Genomic DNA, 20,856 nt, shown 5'->3' on the forward strand with positions numbered 1-20,856 from the left:
GTGTGAGTGCCTCTATTATGCCAGGCCATTGCAGCTGGTAAATGGATGATAAGGAGGCGAATAACCTCTTCTGCGGTAATAATATGTTTATTCCGGGCAGGTAAAAAATCAGATCATCACCGCACATTGATCGTAAGATACACCCAATCCGGGCTGGTACATGCAGTGCCCGAACAGTTATTGCCAAACGTAGTAACCATCGCATTTCGATATCGTACCTCAATAGTACCCGACACTGGAAATTGATAAACTCTGGCTGTAAAGAACTGTAGCTTTTCTCTTTTATTGGGGTACCTTGTACAGGCCTGTCCTGACGTATAAGGCCACGCGATCCGCTGATTATATGAATTGATCGTTAAAAAGGCTAATTCATTGGGCAAGGCGCCAGGCCAATTGCCGTATGTAGGATCGCCGGGTTTACGCCACTCAACATCATGCTCGTGCGGACGGCCACTGGCAAGACTTGGTGGATAGCAACTACCTACGGTGCTGATCTGCTCATCGCAACCGCCAACAAATGCCACCCGATCAAAACCGCCGGGTACCATACTAATACGGTCTACTTTACTGCACGCATCTACTGGTGCTCCGGCAATGGCGCCCTGCCAGGAGCCAGCCGTAGTGATGACATCCGGACAATCACTATAAATGATTGGCCTGTTTTCGAAACTGCCTCCTGTGGTCATTTGCGCCTCGGTTAAACCGGTAACCGTATAGCTGATGCGATACAATTGCTTATCCGCGTTGTTGGGATCAGGGCCTACATGTGTAATAGTGACCGGTGTTATATTACTGTTAGTATAGAGCGTAGCGTTGGTACTGGTATCGATGATCCGGAAACGGCCACGGCTAACCTGTGATGGATTGGCAGGATTGGTAAGCACGGGCGTAAAGGCAGTGGACAATTCATATTCAACCACTACCTTAAAATCCTCTCCGCAGGCATACCAGATAGATTGGTACAAATGTGTGAACTCATTGTTCAGGAAATCGTCTTCTTCCTGGTCGCAAGGAATATTCATTATACGGCCAGCGTCGAACTTACGTTCATTGCCTTGTTGGTCCAGATAAACAACAGGCGATTTTTTATTGACCACATAGGTGAAACCACCTTTTTGCTTTCGCATTTCTTTTTTCGCCCAATCGGGTATTTCGTCTGAGATAGAGGACTCAATTATTGTTGGTTGTGTGTTTTTTTGACACCCACAAAAATAAAGGGCTAGTGCAATGGCACAAAATGCCTTCAGGAAGGGTTTGTTCTTGGTTCGCATAAGGATTTGTTTAAAGTAAGGGCAATTTGGTTAACAGTAGCAATATACTAATTATTTGAACGGCAGAGGCGCTTCGTAACTTTTGAACCAAACAGGCTTCCTTCCTTGCACAAAGTTCTATAGATCAGCTTTGGTGCAATGCCTCCGGAAGTAAGACACTTTTGGAGGCATTGCATAGCGCGGATTATTGTTTTTATGCCTGGTAGCAGTAAAAGCGCTTAGTTCCCATAAAACTTTTTACATATCGGAAGATTAACCAGTTCCGCTACCGCTCCCTTATTTGCCTCTAATGTCTTCCCATTTTGCAGATAGATCTTGCCATTGCGATAAACTGCCGGCAATGTCTTGCCACTCTTATCATAATTGCCGGGTACTGGTAGGTCATCTTTCTCGCCAAGTTTAACAGGCTGTTTCATTTTGTCTATGATCCATTCTCCGGTAGAAGGTCTGTACACCGCCATTTCCGCACGTCCATCGCCATCATAGTCAGCTGGTACAGGCATATCTCCGGGAACATGCTGCACCTGAAGCGGAATATTCCCCAGTGTAGTCTGCCAGAGCGAATTATCTGTCCGGAAGAAACCTACATCCAGCTTGCCGTCGCCATCATAGTCCGCAGGAACCGGTATCCCATTTTTATGACCGAACTTAATGCTGTCCAGTCCATTGAAGTACCATGTCAAAGCTGAAGGACGATATACTGCTACTTCCGCAAAGCCATCACCGTCATAATCCCCGCAAACAGGAATATCGCCGGTATGGCCGAGGGTTATTGATTTACCACCTTCCAGGTAGAACTTTCCGTCAGACGGTCTGAAATAGGCTAATTCTGCCTTTCCATCGCCATTGTAGTCAGCCGGAGCAGGAATATCTCCTTCGTCGCCGAAATTGATATCCGCCTGTCCCTGTATCTTCCATTGCCCTTTTGAAAAGAACATGATCTCTGTCACACCATCGTTATTGAGGTCATTGATACGGGCAACATTGGTATGATGCATCCACGGAAGGGTAAATTTGCTGTCAGCATCGGTTTCTTCCTCTCCGGTGTAAGGGGAGAAGGTACGTACACTGATCAGGTCTTTGGATTTCGAGAAGGTCATCAGGCGCATCAGTCCATGACCGCCATCAGGCCTGCTCTGGTAATCCGACAGGAAAGACTTGATAATATTACCCGCATAACCATCCTGACGGTAACCTTCTCCATTATCACCTACGTGACCGGATAAGGTCATGATCACGTTAGGATAACTTTTCAGCCTGTCAAAGCGGTGTTGTCCCTGCATACTGAATTTAGGGAAGCCTTTCTCGTTGGTACCGGCAGTATTGTTAAAGTGAATAAAGGAGTGGCTCACGAGGATAGCTTTCCGATCAGCATATTTTTCCAGCACCTGTGCTGTCCATTTATTCAGCGGCTCAATATCCTCATCATAAGAGTCATACTCCATGTAGATCACGATGAGTTTCACGCCGGCAGCAGTGAACAGATCATAATGGCTATCGTTGTTATTAAGGTAATGTCCCCCATACCATGGTTTATCCTTAAAATGAGAAATGCCAAAGTACTTGTTATAGGAATCAGTAACCCCGCTTAACGGATATTGACTCTTCGTCTGATCATGGTTTCCCACCGCCATGCCGTAAGGAATTCCCTGCGGATAACCTGGTTGCGGTTTATCCAGCCTATACATTGCCTCGGCTGCATTTGTCCATTGGTCAGCGAACTTTTCACCATCATCAGTAATATCACCAAGATGTACGACATATGCTATCTTCTCTTTTGCAGCGTTCTTCACGATCCAGTCTGTCTGCGCATAGAACATTTCCTTTTTTCCACCATGCTTTTCAGACGTATAATATTGTGTATCGGGAAGTACTACAATAGAAAATTCGTCGTCATTTACCTGTGGTGCCATAAATGCGGCGCCACATGTCAGCAATACACCAGCACCTAAAAAAAGGGTAAGAAGCTTTTGGTAAGAACGTCCTTTCTGTCTCATTACTTTTAGAAAATTTAGACGTAAAACTGAGAAACCAATGTTACCGAAATGTTAACACAAATGAATATACGTGTTTAGATAAGTGAAGTTAAATGCAGGCGGCGCAGTATATAATTAGTTCCGGAAACGGCCAGCAGCAATGAATCGACTTAAGTAAGCCTCCCTATAAAAACCTGAAGATCCGCTTCCTGTATTCTTCAAAATCCTGTTCATTGGAGAACGTCTCAAACTTTTCCTGTTTGCCTTTACCATTATCTCGGACGAGTATTACGTTCTGACCGCCAACGATAGTTCTTTTCGCTTTATCAAATATCAGTTCCAATTCCTGCCGGTTCTCAACTGACTGCAACTCTTCAATGCGGTTCACTACAATTATAAAATCTTCCATTTCGTCTGTTTAGGGCAAATTTATAATAATATGCCCGATTTTGTAGTCGGCATGTTTGTGCGCCTCCCCCAGCATCCGGTACATAAGCAGCGCCCCGGAATAAGGGCCGGGGCGCTGCGTTTTAGATTTAAATGATTACTGGATCACTTTCTCTGCATTGGTAACATTACCTGGCAGATCAGTTGCTGTGATCAGTATGCTGTTACCTGCATTTTTTCATCCATTACTTTAAATCCGGTTCGTATTATTTTTCTTTTCCAGCTTCTCCAATTCCTCCTTCATATCCCGCTTCACCTTTTCAATTACAATCTCCGCTATTGGAATGCAGATGATTAATAGGGTCGCTATGATATTAATGACTAAGTACTCGTTAGTATACTCATCGGTCATCGTATCGATGGTGGTAGACCGGACTCCACTGTCGAAGATGATTATAAACAGTACTACGCAAATATGATAGATCGCAAGCAACAACAACGTACTCAATATGACCGTGAAGACCCTGTTGTTTGGAAGTATTTTTCGCTTTAAAAAATTGTAAATTAAAACTGTCAGAAACGTCGGAAACGGAGCACAGAGCAGAAGCAACAAGAGGACAAATATAGCTGCGCCCCCCGTACTGGACAAAAGACAAAACGCTATTACTGATGAAGCAAGAAGAACTGCAACAAAAGTGTGTAATACGATCTTTCTCATGATTTTGTTTTTAGGTAAGGGATGGGATATTTATAACTCGGAAGGCTTAACATGTAGGGATATTGTAAGAGTATAATATGGCGTTTGGCGGGTCAAATATACGTACTTAAATTCTATTTAAATGTCAGTCTTAAAGCTGTGCTATGTAATAATCGACTTCCATTATACATGCAAACCCATTGAAGTTGTCTCCTGCATTGAACCGGATGCCCATTGACCCGAGGTAGGCTTGTTGAATGAACAGGGTAAATCCGGAGAAGCGCTCACTCCTTTGAATCAGGTGAGAAAAAGAGCCGGCTTACAGGATGCTACTACAACGAGCCAATAAGCATAATCTCCTGTTCCCGGTGCCACAACCTGAGAAAGAACTGAACACTAAGATGGATCAGAATGACGGTTACTAATAATTGATCGTTTAATGATATATGCTCATTAAATAACTATATGGAAAGGGGCTGATACTATTTAGTGTCAGCCCCTTTCTTATCGAAATTGATCATCTTTGTCTAATTTTTCAAAGTCATTATCTTTGAATGCAAAGTAGGAATGGTTAGCCATCCGTCGCTGCTGACAGAGGTATGATTTTTTTAAAGATAGACATTAAAATATGGAGGAGGCAAAGAACATCATTTCGGAAGAATTCCGTAAATGGCTGATTGAAGTTGTTTATAAAGAGCAACATTATTTTACCGTATGGGGAAGCGACCGGACTGATAATGATAATGACAAATGGTTGGTCGACGAGGTGGATCGCATGATGTTCATCAGCGATGTCACTGAACTCCGGAATCTATTAATGGCGGACACCTATTTCTTTGATAATGAAAATTTGAAGAAATGGATCAACCATCCCGGCTGGAAGGCGATACCCGATAATCTTCTTGATCTCGACTTGCTCGTTCGGGAAGGGTTTAATCATCTTCATCCACTTTTAGATGACTTGTATATTTTAATTGGGCTCATCGAAGATTTTGCTATTCAGAGAAATGAAGAGGGGATGATGGCTCTTTTCAGAAGCGATCTGTTTATGCAATTTAAAGATGAAGCTGCGAATACTTTTTTGTGGGCAGGACAGGATGAATTTGATAAGAACTTTGACTTCACCACGCTGATGAAGGAATGTCATAACATACATAGAGACTTAAGTGGGAAAATTTCTTTTATGAATTAGTCTATTGAGCCCCAAAAAAGGGGACAAGCTATATAACTTGTCCCTTCAGCTAAGAGGAGCACACACAATCAAAGGCTCCTTTCCCCTTTTAACAATAAAACATAAACTACAAATTATACGGATGGGTTACCAACCCCCACCAAGACTTCTATATAATTCTACCACGGCAGACAATTGCGATTGTTTAAGTGATGCCAGTTGCAGTTCACTGGATAATACATTGCTTTGTGCAGTGAGAACTTCCAGGTAAGTGGCCCTTCCATTCACGAACAGCTGGCCGGCATTAACGGTGGCCTGTTGCATTGTACTGACCTTGCTTGCTGCTACGCTTTGCTGTTCCTGCAGCTTTTGTACTTTCACCAGGGCATCTGATACCTCTTCCACTGCTTTTAATACAGACTGACGGAAACGTATAACAGCTTGCTTTCTTTGTATTTTAGCCACCTCGTACTGCGTACGTAACTTTTTCTTCTGAAACAACGGTTGTGTGATACCGCCTGCTACTATGCCAAATAAGGAAGCGGGAAGGTTGAACCAGTCACTGGCTCTGAATGCATTCAGGCCCCCCTGCGCAGAAATAGTAAGAGAAGGATACATATAGGCCTTTGTATAACCCGCTTTTGCTGTAGCTGCCAGCAACTCAAGTTCGGCCGATTTTACATCTGGTCTCCTGTCCAGTAATGCGGAAGGTATCCCGCTGGCGAAGCTGGTTAATTGCAGGTCGTCGAGCGACTTATTCCTTGTGAAGCCAGCCGGATTAACACCAGACAAAACGCTCAGTGCATTCTCCTGTATTGTTATTTCCTGTTCGATAGCCGGGATGAGCTGTGCAGCAGTAAGCTGTTGTGCTTCTACCTGTTGCACGGCGAGTGACGTAACCTGCGCCGCATTATACTGCGCTCTCAGAATTTGTAACGTACTATCACTAAGATCAAAGTTGCGCTTCGCGATCTGCAATTGGCGGTCAAGCATCAGTAAATTGTAATAGCCATTAGCGATGGCGGCAATCAGTGTCGTCTGCACTGCCTTGCGGGCTTCTTGTGTTTGCAGGTAACGGGCCAGCGCCTCTTTTTTCTGATTCTTTACTTTACCCCATATGTCCGCTTCCCAGGATATGCCCATACCGAGGCTGTAATCCTCTATATGATGCGATTGTAAGAGCAGCTCGGCCGACAATCCGTTGATACTATTATCTGAAGGATTAAGTATGCTGGCGCCGGCATTCAGCGTTATGTCCGGCAGCAGTCCAAGCTTTGCTGCCCTGTAAGATTTATTGGCAATTTCTATATTACTGATAGCGATTTGGAGATCATTGTTATTTGCCAGCGCAGTATCTATTAAAACAGCTAATTCGTCATTTGCAAAGAATTGCTTCCAGGGGATGGTGGCAATGCTGATGGTATCATGGCCAGGTGCATCACGAAAGGCCGTTGGAAGTAAAGGCACACCGTCTGGCTGCTGAGCAAGGGCTTGCTTGCTCAACAGTACGGAGGTGATAAAAATGATGATATAAAACGATCTTTTTGTCATTTGTAAAATGATTGATGATTACTGGTTATTCTACCACGGGGTGCAGTTCTTCAGCATCAGTCCTTAAAGGTGATATCTTCTCATGCAGGTATTGAAACACAACATACAGTACCGGAATAATAAACAGGCCAAGTACTACCCCTGTCAGCATACCACCGGCTGCCCCGATGCTAATGGAATGATTACCCATAGCAGAAGGTCCGGTAGCACGCATCATCGGTATCATACCAACGATAAAAGCAATGGAGGTCATAATAATAGGCCTTATCCTCAGTCTGGCTGCTTCAATAGCAGACGATATCAACGTCTGTCCTGCATGTCTGCGCTGCACGGCAAACTCAATGATCAGGATCGCATTCTTTGCTAATAAACCGATCAGCATGATCAGCGCCACCTGCACGTAGATATTATTATCGATACCCGCAAAGCCGATGGCAATGAATACGCCCAGTATGCCCGTAGGAACAGATAGTAATACAGCAACAGGCATGATATAACTGTTGAACTGTGCCGCCAGCAGGAAATAGACAAACAACAGGGAAAGCACAAATATGGTAAGCGCCTGTCCGCTGGAAGAGATCTCTTCTTTGGTAACGCCGGAGAACTCATACGAGAAGCCCGATGGGAGATGCTTTTGCGCTACTTCCTGCACTGCCTTGATTGCATCTCCGGTACTAAATCCTGGCTTCGGCATGGCAGTAACAGAAATTGAATTGAACAGGTTATACCTGGTAATTGTTTCTGGGCCAAACACACGTTTCAGTGAAACCAACGTGTTAATAGGTACCATCTCGTTATGGGCGTTCTTAACGTATACACCATTCAGGGAAGCAGGGTCTGTACGGGAAGCCTTATCGGCCTGCACCATCACGCGGTAATATTTTCCGAAGCGGTTAAAGTCGGATACCTGCGCACTGCCAAAATAAGCCTGCATCGTTTGCAGGATGTCCCTTACACTTACATTCAGTTGTGCCGCCTTCTCCTTCTCCACATTCATTTGCAATTGCGGATAATCCGATCTGAAAGGAGTGAACGCCATAGCGATTTCAGGCCGCTTGTTCAGCTCTTCCAGGAACTTACCTGCCACACTGCTGAACTTGTCCAGCGCCCCGCCGGTTTTATCCTGTAGCACGAGGTCAAGTCCGTCCACATTACCGAAACCTGGTACTGTTGGCAGCGTGAATACAATGAAATTTGCACCCTTTACTGATTGCAGCTTTGCCCGCATATCGTCCATCACGGCTGTTACACCTTTTACTTCTCCCTGTTTCGGGTCTCTGTGAGGAATATAGAAGGCTACCGCCGCCGAAGGACTTGTCGCCCCAGTGAACATGTTGACGCCGGACACCACATTGAAGATGCGGGTCGTAGGCAGCGGACGTATAGCTTCAGACATTTCTTTCAGTACTTCTTCCGTACGTTGCTGCGAAGCACCGGGCGGCAGATTGATGGCTACAGCAATAAAACCGATATCTTCCGAAGGAATGAAACCGGTAGACGTTTTGCGTACCATCATTACAGTCGCGATAATCACTAATGCCAGCCCGCTCAGGCTTACCCACTTATGCGTAATGAGCCATTTGATGCTGCCTGTATAGCGATCGGTCATATTGTGAAAGCTGCTGTTAAAACCTGCAAAGAAGCGCTGTTTAAAGGTAGCAGGCGTTTCTCCCTCATGCCCATGCACTCCTTTCAGGAATAGCGCAGTAAGCGCAGGACTTAACGTCAGGGCATTAATAGCAGAGATGAAAATGGCAATGGCCAGGGTAAAGGCAAACTGACGGTAGAAGACACCGGCAGAACCTTGCATGAAACCTACAGGTAAAAACACAGCCGCCATCACAAGTGTGATGGATATGATAGGAGCGGTTATCTCGTGCATGGCACTGAGTGTAGCCTTTCTTGCAGTCGCGTTCCCGTGTTCCAGCTTGGCATGTACCGCTTCTACCACAACAATAGCATCGTCCACTACAATACCGATAGCCAATACCAACGCAAACAAAGTGAGCAGGTTAATGGAGAAGCCAAATACCGACATGAAAAAGAAAGTACCGATAATAGCCACCGGCACGGCAATAGCCGGAATAAGCGTAGAACGGAAGTCCTGCAGGAAAAGGAACACAACAAGGAACACAAGTATAAAAGCCTCGATCAACGTATGGGTAACCTGGCTGATAGACTGGTCCAACATGTCTTTGGTATAATACAATGTTTGCTGCCGTACGCCTTTCGGAAAATCTTTGGCGGCTTTCAGCATAAACTCTTCTATTTTGACTTGTATATCCCGCGCATTGGAATTAGGCAATTGAAGCACCTCAATAGATACGGCCGGTGCATCTTTTACATCAGCACCAATACCATTCAGGGTATTGAAACTGCCATAGGTGTATGCGCCAAGTTCCACTTTAGCTACATCTCTTAGACGTAATAAGGTCCCGTCGGGATTAGTCCTGATCACGATCTCTTCGTAATCAGCAGGCCTGTTATATTTACCCTGGTACTTGATCACATATTCGAAAGCCTCATTACTGCTTTCGCCAAAACGGCCGGGCGCAGCTTCAAGGTTTTTGTCCTGTATGGCAGCCATTACTTCGGCTGGAGTGAGATGATAGGCAGCCATCTGTGATGGGTTCAGCCATACGCGCATAGAGTAATCACGATTACTGCCGAACATCCTTACTTCGCCTACGCCAGCTATACGCTGTATCTCCGGCATAATATTGATGGAAGCATAGTTGGCGAGGAAAGTGCGATCATAAGTTTTCGCATCATCACTGAACAGGTTAATGCCCATGATCAGCCCATTCTGTGTTTTCTTGGTCACAATACCCGCCTGCACTACTTCGGGTGGTAAGGAACCTGTAGCAGAAGCAACGCGGTTTTGTACATTGACTGCCGCCTGGTCGGGGTTTGTACCCAGCTTAAAGTAGACCGTGATTACCAGAGATCCGTCGTTGTTGGAAGAAGAGTTCATGTAACTCATGTCTTCTACACCGTTAATGGCTTCCTCCAAAGGTGGTGCTACCGCGCGTAAAATGGTTTCTGCATTAGCGCCGGGGTAAAACGCCCTCACCTGCACCGTAGGCGGGGCGATATTTGGGAACCTTTCTATCGGCAGGCTTGTCATGCCCACGATACCCAGTATTACCAGTAGTATGGATACTACGGTGGCTAATACCGGCTGTTCTATGAATTTCTTAAGCATTTTTATTCTGTTAAAATGAAAGTCTTTGTGCTACGGTAAGGGCATGGAAAGCCCTTGCGCTGCACACGTATATGTTTACAGCCACTGCCTGTTATTGACAGGCCGTTAAAAGGTATTTGCTATTGTTTCTGGGCTACGGATTTGCCGGGTTGAACCAGCGTACCATCCTGTAATAGTTCCATGCCGGTGGTCACTATTTTTTCTCCGCTATGCAGACCTTCACGGATGAGATAATTATTGCCGGATTTTCCTGATATGGTGATAGACTTCTTGTAAGCTTTACTGCTATCGTTCACTGTATATACGAATATCTTATCCTGGATTTCCAGCGTTGCGGTCTGAGGTACAGCAATTACACTTTCCTGTACAAATGAAAGTTTTATCTTTCCTGTGTTGCCTGAACGTAATAATCCCTGTGTATTGGGAAAACTTGCCCGTAAGGTAATGGCGCCGCTGTTCTTTTCAAATGAGCCATTTACCATGTCTATCTTGCCTTGTTGAGGATAAACGGAATCACCTGCTACCTGTAGGGACACGGGTGGCGCTTGCCTGAGTTTTTCGGTGAGGGTTGCGCCTGGCAATGCATTTTTCAAGGCTACAAATTCCTGTTCTCCGATGGAGAAGTATACATGTACCATATCAATGGCCGATAGGCCGGTCAATGCATCTGCATCCGCAGGTGCTACCAATGTCCCTGCTTTTTTATTAAGCCTTCCGATATAGCCATTTACGGGCGCTTTGATATTGGTATAAGCCAGTTTAATATTGGCGTCTGCTACGCGTGCTGCCGCCTGTTTTTCGCGTGCTACTGCCATATCATAATTAGATCGTGCTGTTTGCAGTTGCATGGGTGCTACTACCTTGCTTTCCACCAAAGGTCTTACTTTGTCCACCTCAAGTTGTGCATTAGATACGGCCGCTTGGGCTGCCAGCAATTCGGCACTTGCATTGTTCAGTTGCTCTTTATATTCCTGGTCGTTGACCTTGAATAACAACTGCCCTTTTGTTACATAAGCGCCTTCATCTACATATATTTTCTCCAGGATGCCATTCACCTGCGTCCTGATCTGCACATCTGTTTCTCCCTCTACTGTCGCCGGATATTCTTTGTAGATGTTAGCATCATTCGCGCTGACGGTAATGATGGATACGGGGACAGCGGCGCCTGTAGTATTTTCCGGGTGTTTGGAAGTACAGGCAGACAGCCACACAGTTATTATGGCTAAGTACAAATACAATTTTGAAGTCATAATTCGAATTTTTAAAAGGAACCAGGCCGGCCATTCTATACAGGTCACCGTGGCTTCTTCTGTTACAAGTACAAAATTCGACTAATAACGACGCTTAATATCTGTACTATTTTACCTAAATTATGTAAAAATATACACTGTAGTCAAGGTGAGTATGGATTAAACTGTCATGGTTTCTGCCGTACGGCGGTATTCAGAAGGGTTCATACCATGTTGCTTTTTAAAGAATTTATTGAGGTGGCTTTCATCGGAAAATCCCAGCTCATCCACAATTTCAGATATACGCATATTGCTATGCAGCAATCTGTTCTCTACCAGTTTAATTTTATAGCTGGCAACATATTCCTGCAGAGTTTTACCCGTATGTTTCTTGAAATAACGGCCCAGATAGGTCGTTGAGATGCGGAATTCACGGCTGAGATTTTCTGCCTTTATTTTGGATGGATCGTATATATTGGCCTGGATGTATTGCAGCAGATCGTAAGCCTTCTCTTCCTGATCTTCAGTAAGTTCTTCCGGGAGATATTTTTCTATATTCCGGCCCACAATAACAATAAGGGTATTGACCAGTTGCATGCATAGCTTCTCCCAGCAGGTATCCCGGTTAATATGTTCCTGCATAAGTCCCTCGATAACCGCACGTAGCAGCGGCTTGTCCGTTTCGTTTTTAACGATGCATCCGGGACGGTGATTGGCATTTTGTAATATGAATTCTACCCGTTGTATGTTGTCCTTCATCAGGCCGGATTCCTTCAGGTAAATGTTATTAAAGCGAAGGAAGAAGAACTTTGTTTCTGTCTCTATGTCGAAACAACTTTTGTCGCCAGGTGTCAGTAGAAAAACATCTCCGGCGCTATAGCTGAATTTATTTTCATTGATACGCTGTTTGCCCGAACCTGAGAGGATATAGATGATCTCAAAAAAGGTGTTCTGTTTCAGATCCCTTAAAGGATATTGACTCATTGTCTCCACTGAAATGGAGTATGGCTGGTACAATTGCTGCTTAATCATGGTACAAATATACAAAAAAGAGGGTAGATTTATACAGGTGTGAGCGCCGTGGCCTTCTATGATTTGAACTGTCTTTGTCTCCGGTTCTAACTGTTTATCCTCGCTAACGATCATAAGTTCATGGATGCCGGTATAATCAGTTGATCTCTTAAAATACAAACTACTTGGTATTTCCCACACTTTTGAAAGATAGTAATTTGCAATAGCTGCTAATAACTGGCAGACCCTCATCGGTTTTACACATCTAACTCCTATCTGTTATGAGTAATATTAACCTCAAAAACATCCTCCGTTCTGTCAGAACTGCTGCACATTCGGGATCGTCACTCGAATCTATAGACAGCCTGGAAAGCCATTCAGATTTATCTAACAGTAATATCAGCAATCATATTGATGGAATACATGAGGAATTGGACCGGATCATCAAAGATTATCTTGATAATGATGACAAGCTGTATGAAATAGCAGGCCAGATTGCCGGCAATGCAAAAAGCGCACTTGAGTTAGTAAGAAAGGATGCAGGAAAGAATTTTGTAGAAAGTTCGCAGATGCTGGAAAGCCTGGAGGTGATCGTAAAACTTGACGGTACTATGCCTTCATTCATGGTGAAAGATGGGAAGCCTGATCTGTTAAGCAGTCCCGCAGGCCCCTGGCATGCTGGTTACTGGCAGGCAGCAAGTCCGGTGGTTGAACGTGCTATCAGGTGCGTGGGACGGATCAATGCGACCTACGAGGATTCCGGATATCTTGGAACCGGCTTTCAGATCGCGCCCGATAAAATTATTACCAACAGGCACGTCTTACAGCTAATTGCTGATAAACAGGGGAACGGGACCTGGAAATTCAGAGACGGTGTAAATATCGACTTCGGCCATGAGTACAGGGCGACGGAGTCTATTACTCCCCGCGAATTCAAGTCGGTAATTTTTGCTACCGATAAAGAGATCGGAAATTTCATAGATCACAGGCTCCTTGACCTGGTGGTAATTGAGTTAGAACCCACTGCCGCCAACGATTATCCCGGAGATTATTTGAAAGTGAATACATCGGCCCAATGGGTGCACCTGCAGGATCAGGTATTTATTATCGGCTACCCCGGAAAGCCCCCCGTAGGATTGTATGACTTTACGCTGTTGGACAAATTGTTCAAGACAACTTTCGGTTGTAAGCGTATTGCCCCGGGGTTCATTATTCCCGCAAAGGGAGTAAGCGAGAAATGGACAATGGCACACGATGCAACAACCTTGTTCGGTAATTCCGGGTCTGTTGTTGTACACAAAAATGATGGATTATTGGCCGCCGGATTACATTATGGTGGTTCATCCGGTACGACCAGACAAAACTACGCGCACATACTGGCAGAGACTCTTTCTGCCAAAGACGCCCGCACAGGGAGAACATTAGCAGATTGCCTGGAAGCGTCACAGGCTGTGTTAGGTTAAAATAAACTCGACCATGAATATAGATGAGATTTTGAACGCCATCAAGGCCACACGTTCCGAATTTGCCGAACTTTTCATGGATATCCAGATCTTCGAAGATGTCCCGGTGAAGAAAGACTTTAATGTTATCGGACGTACAGGGAATGATCGGCAGGACTTTGAGAAGGCGTTAATGTACGCTGCCGCCAAAGGGTTCCTGCGTGGATTTGCGAATATGCTGATCGCAAAGGGGAAAGAAAATGGGTCGTTGACGATGTACCACATTAATGAAAATAGTAAACAGGCAGCAGCTTCCCAACCGGCAACAATTAAACCTGCAACCAACGGGTCAGCAACCAACGGATCATTAGCCAACGGGGCGGCAGTAACGCCCCGGCCAGCAGCAAACGAACAGATAGCAAACGAGACGGTAGCAAAAGAACCGGTAGCCGTTGACAGGCCACGGATTTTATTTGAAGCGATGACTAATTTACGTAAGGGATTTAGTGAACCGGATATTTTTGCCAAAGGTATCATACGAAACATGAAGTCTACCGGCAAAGTTTGCATCGATGAGCAGGCCGAAGGTACATGTCTGTTGGTCGGACATAATATTGTTATTACAGCATGGCACGTCGTTAAGAAACTTTTTGATCTCCAAAGCGGTGTCCCGCAAAAAGACAGCCACGACAGGCTTACAGTAGTATTCGATGATGTGCGTATATATCTGGGAGCCGGAATACGTAACAGGGGAGGCGTAACGTATAAAGCGCATAAGGACTGGAATGTTGCACATAATAGCTGTCATGTGTCTGAGTTAGTAGATAATGCTCCCTTAGAACCCTCTACACTTAGAGAGCACCTCGATTATATACTGATAAGGTTGGAAAAGGTAGTAACGCTCGACAGGCCGTTTGAAAGCCTGGATAGCACTGTTAAGGTGCCAGAGCCGCAGAAAAGTATTATCCTTTTTCAACATCCTGCCGGTTTCCCAATGCGTTTTGATGCCAATGTAATATCCGATGAGCGTATTGATGGGGTAGTACCGGAGTGCAGGTTCCTCCATTTTTCTAATTCGCTGCCCGGTTCATCAGGAGGCCCTTGTTTTAATGAGGAATTCCGGCTATTCGGCATTCATCAGGGGAAATGGAAAATGACTAATGATGATACTATAGTCGTTAATACAGGGATTCCTATTGAACGTATCAAAGAAGATGTCAGACGCAGGAATATTCAGCTACCACAACCTGAACCTTCAGATTTTACGTTATGGCAGCTGGATGAATCCCACGGGTTTGCGCCGGTCATTGCACGGGATGATCTGCAGTACATGATCTGGAAATCGATCAATGATAACGAAAAGAGACTGTTTAATATCAGGGGCGCCGATGGCCATGGTAAAAGTTATTGTATAGACCTGATCTCTTTTATGTTGCCCAAAGACCGCCACCTGATTATTGAGCTGGAAGGCACCGTATTATTGAATCTGGATGCTGTAGGTCTTGCTAACCTGATCTGTACAAAGGCTGGCAGCAATCCGGTAACGCCGCCGCCGGTCGATGAGGTTAACTCAACAGCGATCGTATGGTTAAGAGACGAAGTACTCGGGGCCGTGATCCGTTCACTTGATGCGGTCAGAGATAACAAGCTTGTATGGATCTGCATTAAAGATCTTAATAAAACAGACCTTCTCGGTTTACATACTGCAACGTTCCTCAATTTCCTGTATGAACAGCTTAATCAGCTATCATGGCTACGCATTGTGCTGGACGGCATGCAGGCCGTTACTCCCTACCTGGTCAGGAACAGGGAGGAACTCTACAATTGTTCTATCAGAGTAGATGATATTGAAGTGTACCTGCATCGTTTCTTCTCAAAGTATAACCTTAAAGGGGCGGAAGATGCCAGAACAATTGCAGATACATGTTATGAGGTAAATCCATCTGCAAAAGATTATATGAGCCAGGTGGCACGTAAGCTCATGACCTTCGCAACCTATTATATTAGATAATCCCATATTCAGATATTATGCTTCAGAGATCCGAAGAATCAAAGGAATTTGCGTCTAAGATGAAAGCTCTCCTGAATAAACAGGAGGGAAGTGCACTGTCGACATCCGAGGGAGTATCTGCCGGTAACCCGGCTGATACAATAGTTGATGAAGCGTTCACTGCGCAGCTATCGGCGGCTACATCTATGGCGGCGCTTTCGGGAAACTTTTCGCCGGATGATCTGTTTTCTGCTGATGTTCCGGAAGAAAGACGGCAGGACATTCTAATGGAATTGTCTGACAAATGTATTGTTGATACTTCCGGTAATGTTATGAAGTGGCTCCTTCAGCAGCCATACCGGAGCATTGAGCTAAAAAGAATGATCGGCGAAGGTTCGCTTGCTAAACATCTGAGTGATGCATTGCCGGAAACGGACAATAACGGCAATATGCTCAGATCTCTGCTCCGTGGCGATCAGCTCATCACCAGGAATATGAATGAAGCGCAGCTAAAAGATCTGTCTTTCGCCCTGGAGGTAACGAAAGACCTGCATCTTGGTAATCCGGACCTGGCGAGAGTTAAAAACCTGATTGAGCGATTCCGCTTTCTGTCAGATTACAATGTCTTACTGTCAAAAGGGTTCTATGGAAGAGAGCGTGAACTCGCAAACCTGGCTGACTTTGTGTGGGATATAGCAAACCGGGATGATAAGAGCAATTTTCTGGTACTCAGAGGAGCCGGTGGATCCGGTAAGTCAACACTGCTGGCAAAATTTCTGAGTACAGCTATAGAACATCACGATATCGCTATTGCAATACTTGATTTCGATAAACCCGGTATACATCCTTCTGATGGAAAATGGCTCGACATGGAGGTGTCCAGGCAGATCAGCTACCAGACCGGCGACAGAGATAATATTCTTAAGGAAAGCAGAGATCGTATAAAAGATGATCTTCAGACCGGGTCTAAATATTATGAATCATATAGCTCTCACTATAAGACAATCCTGAGGGGATACGTGGAAGATATAAAGGAGGCCGCGATATATGCATTACAGAGACATTCGAAAATAAGAAGGTTGTTGCTGGTGCTCGATACCTTTGAAGAAGTCATGCAGCGGGGATTGTTTGAACATATTCGTTCCTGGTTGTATGATTGGCAACATTACGCAGCACAATTTGATCTTGAGTTTAAAGTGATCTTCTCCGGCCGGCTCTCCGCAGATAATATTAACAATCTGGAGAACATAAAGAAATTAAGAGATGTTAAAGTAGAGGAACTTGATCCTGAGGCTGCAACGCTTATGCTCTGCGACCTTGGTGTTCCTTTGGATAAAGCCGGGCAACTGGCGGCATCGCCCGAGATTCCCAGAAGACCGCTTGAACTGAGACTGGCGGCACGCGTCATGAAGGCGAATCCTGAACTTTCTGTTAAAGAGCTCGAGGATGAGTTGGTCAAAGCAGGGGGAAAGGGCGCAAAGGAGTTCTTTGCCGGCGTTATCTATAAAAGAGTACTGTTGCGTATCAGTAACGAGATCGCAAGGAAAATAGCCTATCCGGGTTTGATTCTCCGCTATGTTAATGAAGAAATACTCGAAAACATACTTATCCCGGCATTGGGATTAGGTGGTGTATCTACGGCGACTATTGAGGAAGGCTGGAAGGAACTTGTTAACTGTGAGTGGCTGTTACAAAAAGATGAACATCAAAACTGGTGGCATAGAAGGGATATCAGGCGATCCATGCTAAAAGCGATATGGAGCCAGGAGCCCGAACAGGCCATACGGATCAATCAACAGGCCATTGCATATTTTGAGCAGACAAATAATTACGTTGAACTGCTTTATCACGAGTTAATGAGGGCTGGCGATAAACCCTATACGCCATCTATCAGAAAAGACAGACTTGCAATAGCCGCAAAGGAACTGGAGTTGTACGTAAATGATTTCGGTCGCTCGGGTCGCGTATTGTTCAGGTATTTGCTGAATGGGATCGTCGATATAGATGATTTTGAGTGGCTACCCAAAGACATGTGGTCAGATGCCTACTACAGAAAAGGCCAGGACCTGATCGAGGGGAGATTATTCAGACAAGCATTTTCACTGCTCGAAAAGTACAGGGCTGATACGCCCGTCAATCCGGTGGCCAACGGCTTTTACCAATGGGAAATGGATGCACTTTATGCGAACGTGGAGTGGCAATCAATAGCCTATATAAATCCCCTCTCTATTGAGGAAAAAACGCAAATGCAACGCCTCTGTAGTTACGTATTCCCCGGCATGATCGTCAGCGATACGTGGTATACCAGACGTATGCTTACAGAATTGTCTTATATTCTTTCAAACTATAAGTACTTTAATGTCAGCGAGGAACTCCAAACCGGGAATGCCGGATATTTCAGCCAGTTCTGTATGGGGCTATTACGTTGTCATTTTTCAGGGATCGACTCCGTGGCTGATAAAACAAGCATTAAAGAGTTCCTGTCGTCACGATTAAGCGGTCATATGCAGGTGATCGTTACGAACGACAGAAACCTGTTCCTTTTATATAACGCTTTAAATTTATTGTCGCCGGAAACAAGATGTAATGTCGCCATTAAAGATCTGAACATAGATCCTGCAGAACTGGCATGGGGAACTGACCTGGAGCATGAATCTGTTCGTTACTTCCTGCCGAGGCGAATGGAAGAGATCTATGAATTGGGAGAACTTCATTCCGCAAAAGAAATTCTAACAACGGTAGATAAAAAGACATTAGAAATTACAGGCGCTGAAAATATCTGTTTTTCATTTGATCCTTCTAAGGTTTCAAAAGCAACTTTATTCCGCCTATACCGTGGCCCGGATCCTGAGTTCAGGGATCCCTGCCGGTATGCTTTGGAAGAGGCATTCACCGGTCAGGAGGATTTTGAGGCATTAGCGGCTGTTTTCAGGGATATATTACCATTTAACTTAGATGAGTTAAACCCTGCATCATTTGTGGCTCTAATGGCCTGTAATGCTGAATTATGCCTGGAAGACCTCATAGAGTTGACAGACCGGGTGTGGAAGCTAGGTCAGTTGCTTGAAAGAGCAAGTGACCTTAAACGGCATGCGAAGAAGTTAACAATGGTAAGAGAAGCGTATGCTGCCTGGGATACCGCCGTCAATGCAGCTATTAATAACCTGCAACCGTCGTCTCGGGTATTCCAGGATTACCCGCAGGTTTATAGGTGATACGCATCATTTTATGGTAACACAAATAGATAATGTTACCGCAATAAAGAATAGCTGTCTCTTTCGGGACGGCTATTTTTTTGTTGTATATATCCAATGAAATCTTGCCATTGTAACATTTGTTACCATTTCTTATTTTAGAAACCATTTCCTTTGTTGGAGTATTCAACCACCGAAAATAGGAACAATGGCAGACGCAATTCAATTAATACCAGGAAACACCCTCATCACTGCAACACCGGAAGAGGGCAGACAGCTGGCCATCAAAATGTCCAGGTTAATCATTAAAGCCACTCAACCCGATGCAGCCATTCGTGAGAAACTCAGGCCTGTATACGCAGAAGATCCGGCCATGCTCATCGCGGCAGGTCAGACAGTAGCCATAGAGTTTGCCACGATTGCAGCCGCTAATAATTACTGGAGAAATAATGGATGAGTTTCAAAGCACGATCGTAAGCGAATGTTTATCCGGTTTGGGGAGGGATCTCTTGCAGGAGATCATCACACACGGAGAGGTAAAAGCTTTCGATGCAGATGAATATGTAATAAAGCAGGGACAACTGCTCAAACATTTACCCATTGTGCTGGAAGGAATGGTGAAGGTATTTAGTGAGGAAGATGATTATCAGTTCCTGCTCTATTACATACATCCCGGAGCTACCTGTATTTTCAGCTTTGCCCATTTCTTCGGAGAAAAGAAAATGGCATTCTCCGGAACGGCGGAAAAAGCAAGTTCAGTACTGCTCATCCCAGTGCATAAGGCACGGGAATGGATGTTAAAATATCCTGTATTCAGTGGTATGATCGTTAAGGAATATGAGAGACATTATAACGATCTGTTGGAAACTACTAAACAGATCCTTTGCTATAATCTGGAAGACAGGATACTGCAATACCTGCAAACAAAGGCTTCCATTACAGGCAATACATTACTGGCAATATCTCACGCAACCGTCGCCACTGATCTGGCCACTTCTCGCGAAGCTATCTCAAGGGTAATGAAAAAGCTGGAAAGAGATCATAAGGTACTGCAGTCCGGTCGGAAGATCCAACTGCTATAGGTATTAGGGTTCATGTGCCAGGACCGCCGGATGTGCCAGTAGTTGCTGCAGGGTATGATCGTCGATAAATGCAATTTCGAAACATTGATCAGCATTATCCAGTCACCACTCTTCATTTTCTTCGGTTATGGAAGTGTACTTGCGTCGCAGTTCTGAACCGGATGGTTTTGACAATCCGGCAATTTCCCTACATCAAAATAATAGACTCCTCACTATAGTTATCCTTCTACAGTGTTCGAATGGGCTATTTATAGGCTTCGTATAAGCTTACTAAAAGGGTACCAAAAGGATATTTAAAGGGCATTTATATATCAAATCGATATTGAAGTGACCTTTAGATGACCTTTTAATGATATTTTAGTAAGCTTTTACGTACCTTAGAAAAAAGATATAGTAACCTTGTAATTATAACCTCAAAACGACCTTTTTATGGCCATTGTTAAAGACAATATCCTCATGCAACTGGTGCGGGGCACCCTCGGCAAACAGATCACGATCTACGAAAGGAACGGGCAGATCATTATGGCGAAGAAACGCGGCCCTTCAAAGAAAAAACCTACACAAAAGCAGCTGGAGGCAAGGCATAAGATGACCATTGCTTCGATGCGTGCACATATCATGCTGGAGGATCCGGAAATAAAGGCTTATTA

15 protein-coding genes and 1 pseudogene are annotated in these 20,856 nt (G+C 44.7%); 8 read left to right on the plus strand and 8 right to left on the minus strand.

The annotated features are described in order from the left end of the window. Window positions 1-116: 116 nt before the first annotated feature. From C7475_RS23150 to C7475_RS23165, 4 genes are all read right to left on the minus strand, one after another. Window positions 117-1,127: a hypothetical protein gene (locus C7475_RS23150; RefSeq protein ID WP_110055778.1), complete on the minus strand. Its 1,011-nt coding sequence runs from the start codon at window positions 1,125-1,127 to the stop codon at window positions 117-119. Window positions 1,128-1,489: 362 nt separating this feature from the next. Beyond that, entirely contained in the window at window positions 1,490-3,268 is a 1,779-nt protein-coding gene (locus tag C7475_RS23155) for a metallophosphoesterase (protein WP_110055779.1), read from the minus strand. Between the two features lie 163 nt (window positions 3,269-3,431). Further along, window positions 3,432-3,656, minus strand: coding sequence for a hypothetical protein (locus C7475_RS23160; protein WP_110055780.1), 225 nt, complete (start codon window positions 3,654-3,656; stop codon window positions 3,432-3,434). A gap of 228 nt (window positions 3,657-3,884) precedes the next feature. Further along, on the minus strand, window positions 3,885-4,352 hold the full coding sequence (locus C7475_RS23165) for a hypothetical protein (protein WP_110055781.1): 468 nt from the start codon (window positions 4,350-4,352) through the stop codon (window positions 3,885-3,887). A gap of 305 nt (window positions 4,353-4,657) precedes the next feature. On the opposite strand from C7475_RS23165, the gene C7475_RS33325 reads away from it, so the two are divergent. Continuing rightward, window positions 4,658-4,756 carry a RagB/SusD family nutrient uptake outer membrane protein gene (locus tag C7475_RS33325; RefSeq protein ID WP_233259937.1) on the plus strand — a complete coding sequence of 33 codons (99 nt, stop codon included), beginning with the start codon at window positions 4,658-4,660 and terminating at the stop codon, window positions 4,754-4,756. A gap of 203 nt (window positions 4,757-4,959) precedes the next feature. After that, a complete protein-coding gene (locus tag C7475_RS23175; RefSeq protein ID WP_110055783.1) occupies window positions 4,960-5,523 on the plus strand; it encodes a hypothetical protein in 564 nt (187 codons plus the stop codon). 126 nt (window positions 5,524-5,649) lie between these two features. On the opposite strand, the gene C7475_RS23180 is transcribed toward C7475_RS23175, so the two are convergent. From C7475_RS23180 to C7475_RS23195, 4 genes are all read right to left on the minus strand, one after another. Then, on the minus strand, window positions 5,650-7,053 hold the full coding sequence (locus C7475_RS23180) for a TolC family protein (protein WP_110055784.1): 1,404 nt from the start codon (window positions 7,051-7,053) through the stop codon (window positions 5,650-5,652). 25 nt (window positions 7,054-7,078) lie between these two features. Next, a complete protein-coding gene (locus C7475_RS23185) occupies window positions 7,079-10,258 on the minus strand; it encodes an efflux RND transporter permease subunit (RefSeq protein ID WP_110055785.1) in 3,180 nt (1,059 codons plus the stop codon). A gap of 119 nt (window positions 10,259-10,377) precedes the next feature. Next, window positions 10,378-11,508 (minus strand): efflux RND transporter periplasmic adaptor subunit, encoded by a 1,131-nt coding sequence (locus C7475_RS23190; RefSeq protein WP_110055786.1) that lies wholly within the window; start codon window positions 11,506-11,508, stop codon window positions 10,378-10,380. A gap of 159 nt (window positions 11,509-11,667) precedes the next feature. After that, complete coding sequence (locus C7475_RS23195; RefSeq protein WP_110055806.1) at window positions 11,668-12,519, minus strand: AraC family transcriptional regulator; 852 nt, start codon at window positions 12,517-12,519, stop codon at window positions 11,668-11,670. 260 nt (window positions 12,520-12,779) lie between these two features. On the opposite strand from C7475_RS23195, the gene C7475_RS23200 reads away from it, so the two are divergent. The 6 genes and pseudogenes from C7475_RS23200 to C7475_RS23225 all read left to right on the plus strand — a co-directional run. Next, a complete protein-coding gene (locus C7475_RS23200) occupies window positions 12,780-13,961 on the plus strand; it encodes a serine protease (protein WP_110055787.1) in 1,182 nt (393 codons plus the stop codon). A 13-nt stretch (window positions 13,962-13,974) separates the two neighbouring features. Further along, window positions 13,975-15,951, plus strand: coding sequence for a serine protease (locus C7475_RS23205; protein WP_110055788.1), 1,977 nt, complete (start codon window positions 13,975-13,977; stop codon window positions 15,949-15,951). A gap of 17 nt (window positions 15,952-15,968) precedes the next feature. Beyond that, complete coding sequence (locus C7475_RS23210; protein ID WP_110055789.1) at window positions 15,969-19,145, plus strand: ATP-binding protein; 3,177 nt, start codon at window positions 15,969-15,971, stop codon at window positions 19,143-19,145. A 187-nt stretch (window positions 19,146-19,332) separates the two neighbouring features. After that, window positions 19,333-19,581, plus strand: a complete 249-nt coding sequence (locus tag C7475_RS23215) for a hexameric tyrosine-coordinated heme protein (protein ID WP_110055790.1) — start codon at window positions 19,333-19,335, stop codon at window positions 19,579-19,581. Further along, on the plus strand, window positions 19,574-20,206 hold the full coding sequence (locus C7475_RS23220; protein ID WP_110055791.1) for a Crp/Fnr family transcriptional regulator: 633 nt from the start codon (window positions 19,574-19,576) through the stop codon (window positions 20,204-20,206). Before C7475_RS23215 ends, C7475_RS23220 begins: the two co-directional genes overlap by 8 nt. A 429-nt stretch (window positions 20,207-20,635) precedes the next feature. Continuing rightward, a pseudogene (locus tag C7475_RS23225) lies at window positions 20,636-20,856 on the plus strand (hypothetical protein); the annotation flags it as partial.

Origin of the sequence: Chitinophaga sp. S165 (genome assembly GCF_003182155.1) — a bacterium.
Taxonomy (GTDB): Bacteria; Bacteroidota; Bacteroidia; order Chitinophagales; family Chitinophagaceae; genus Chitinophaga.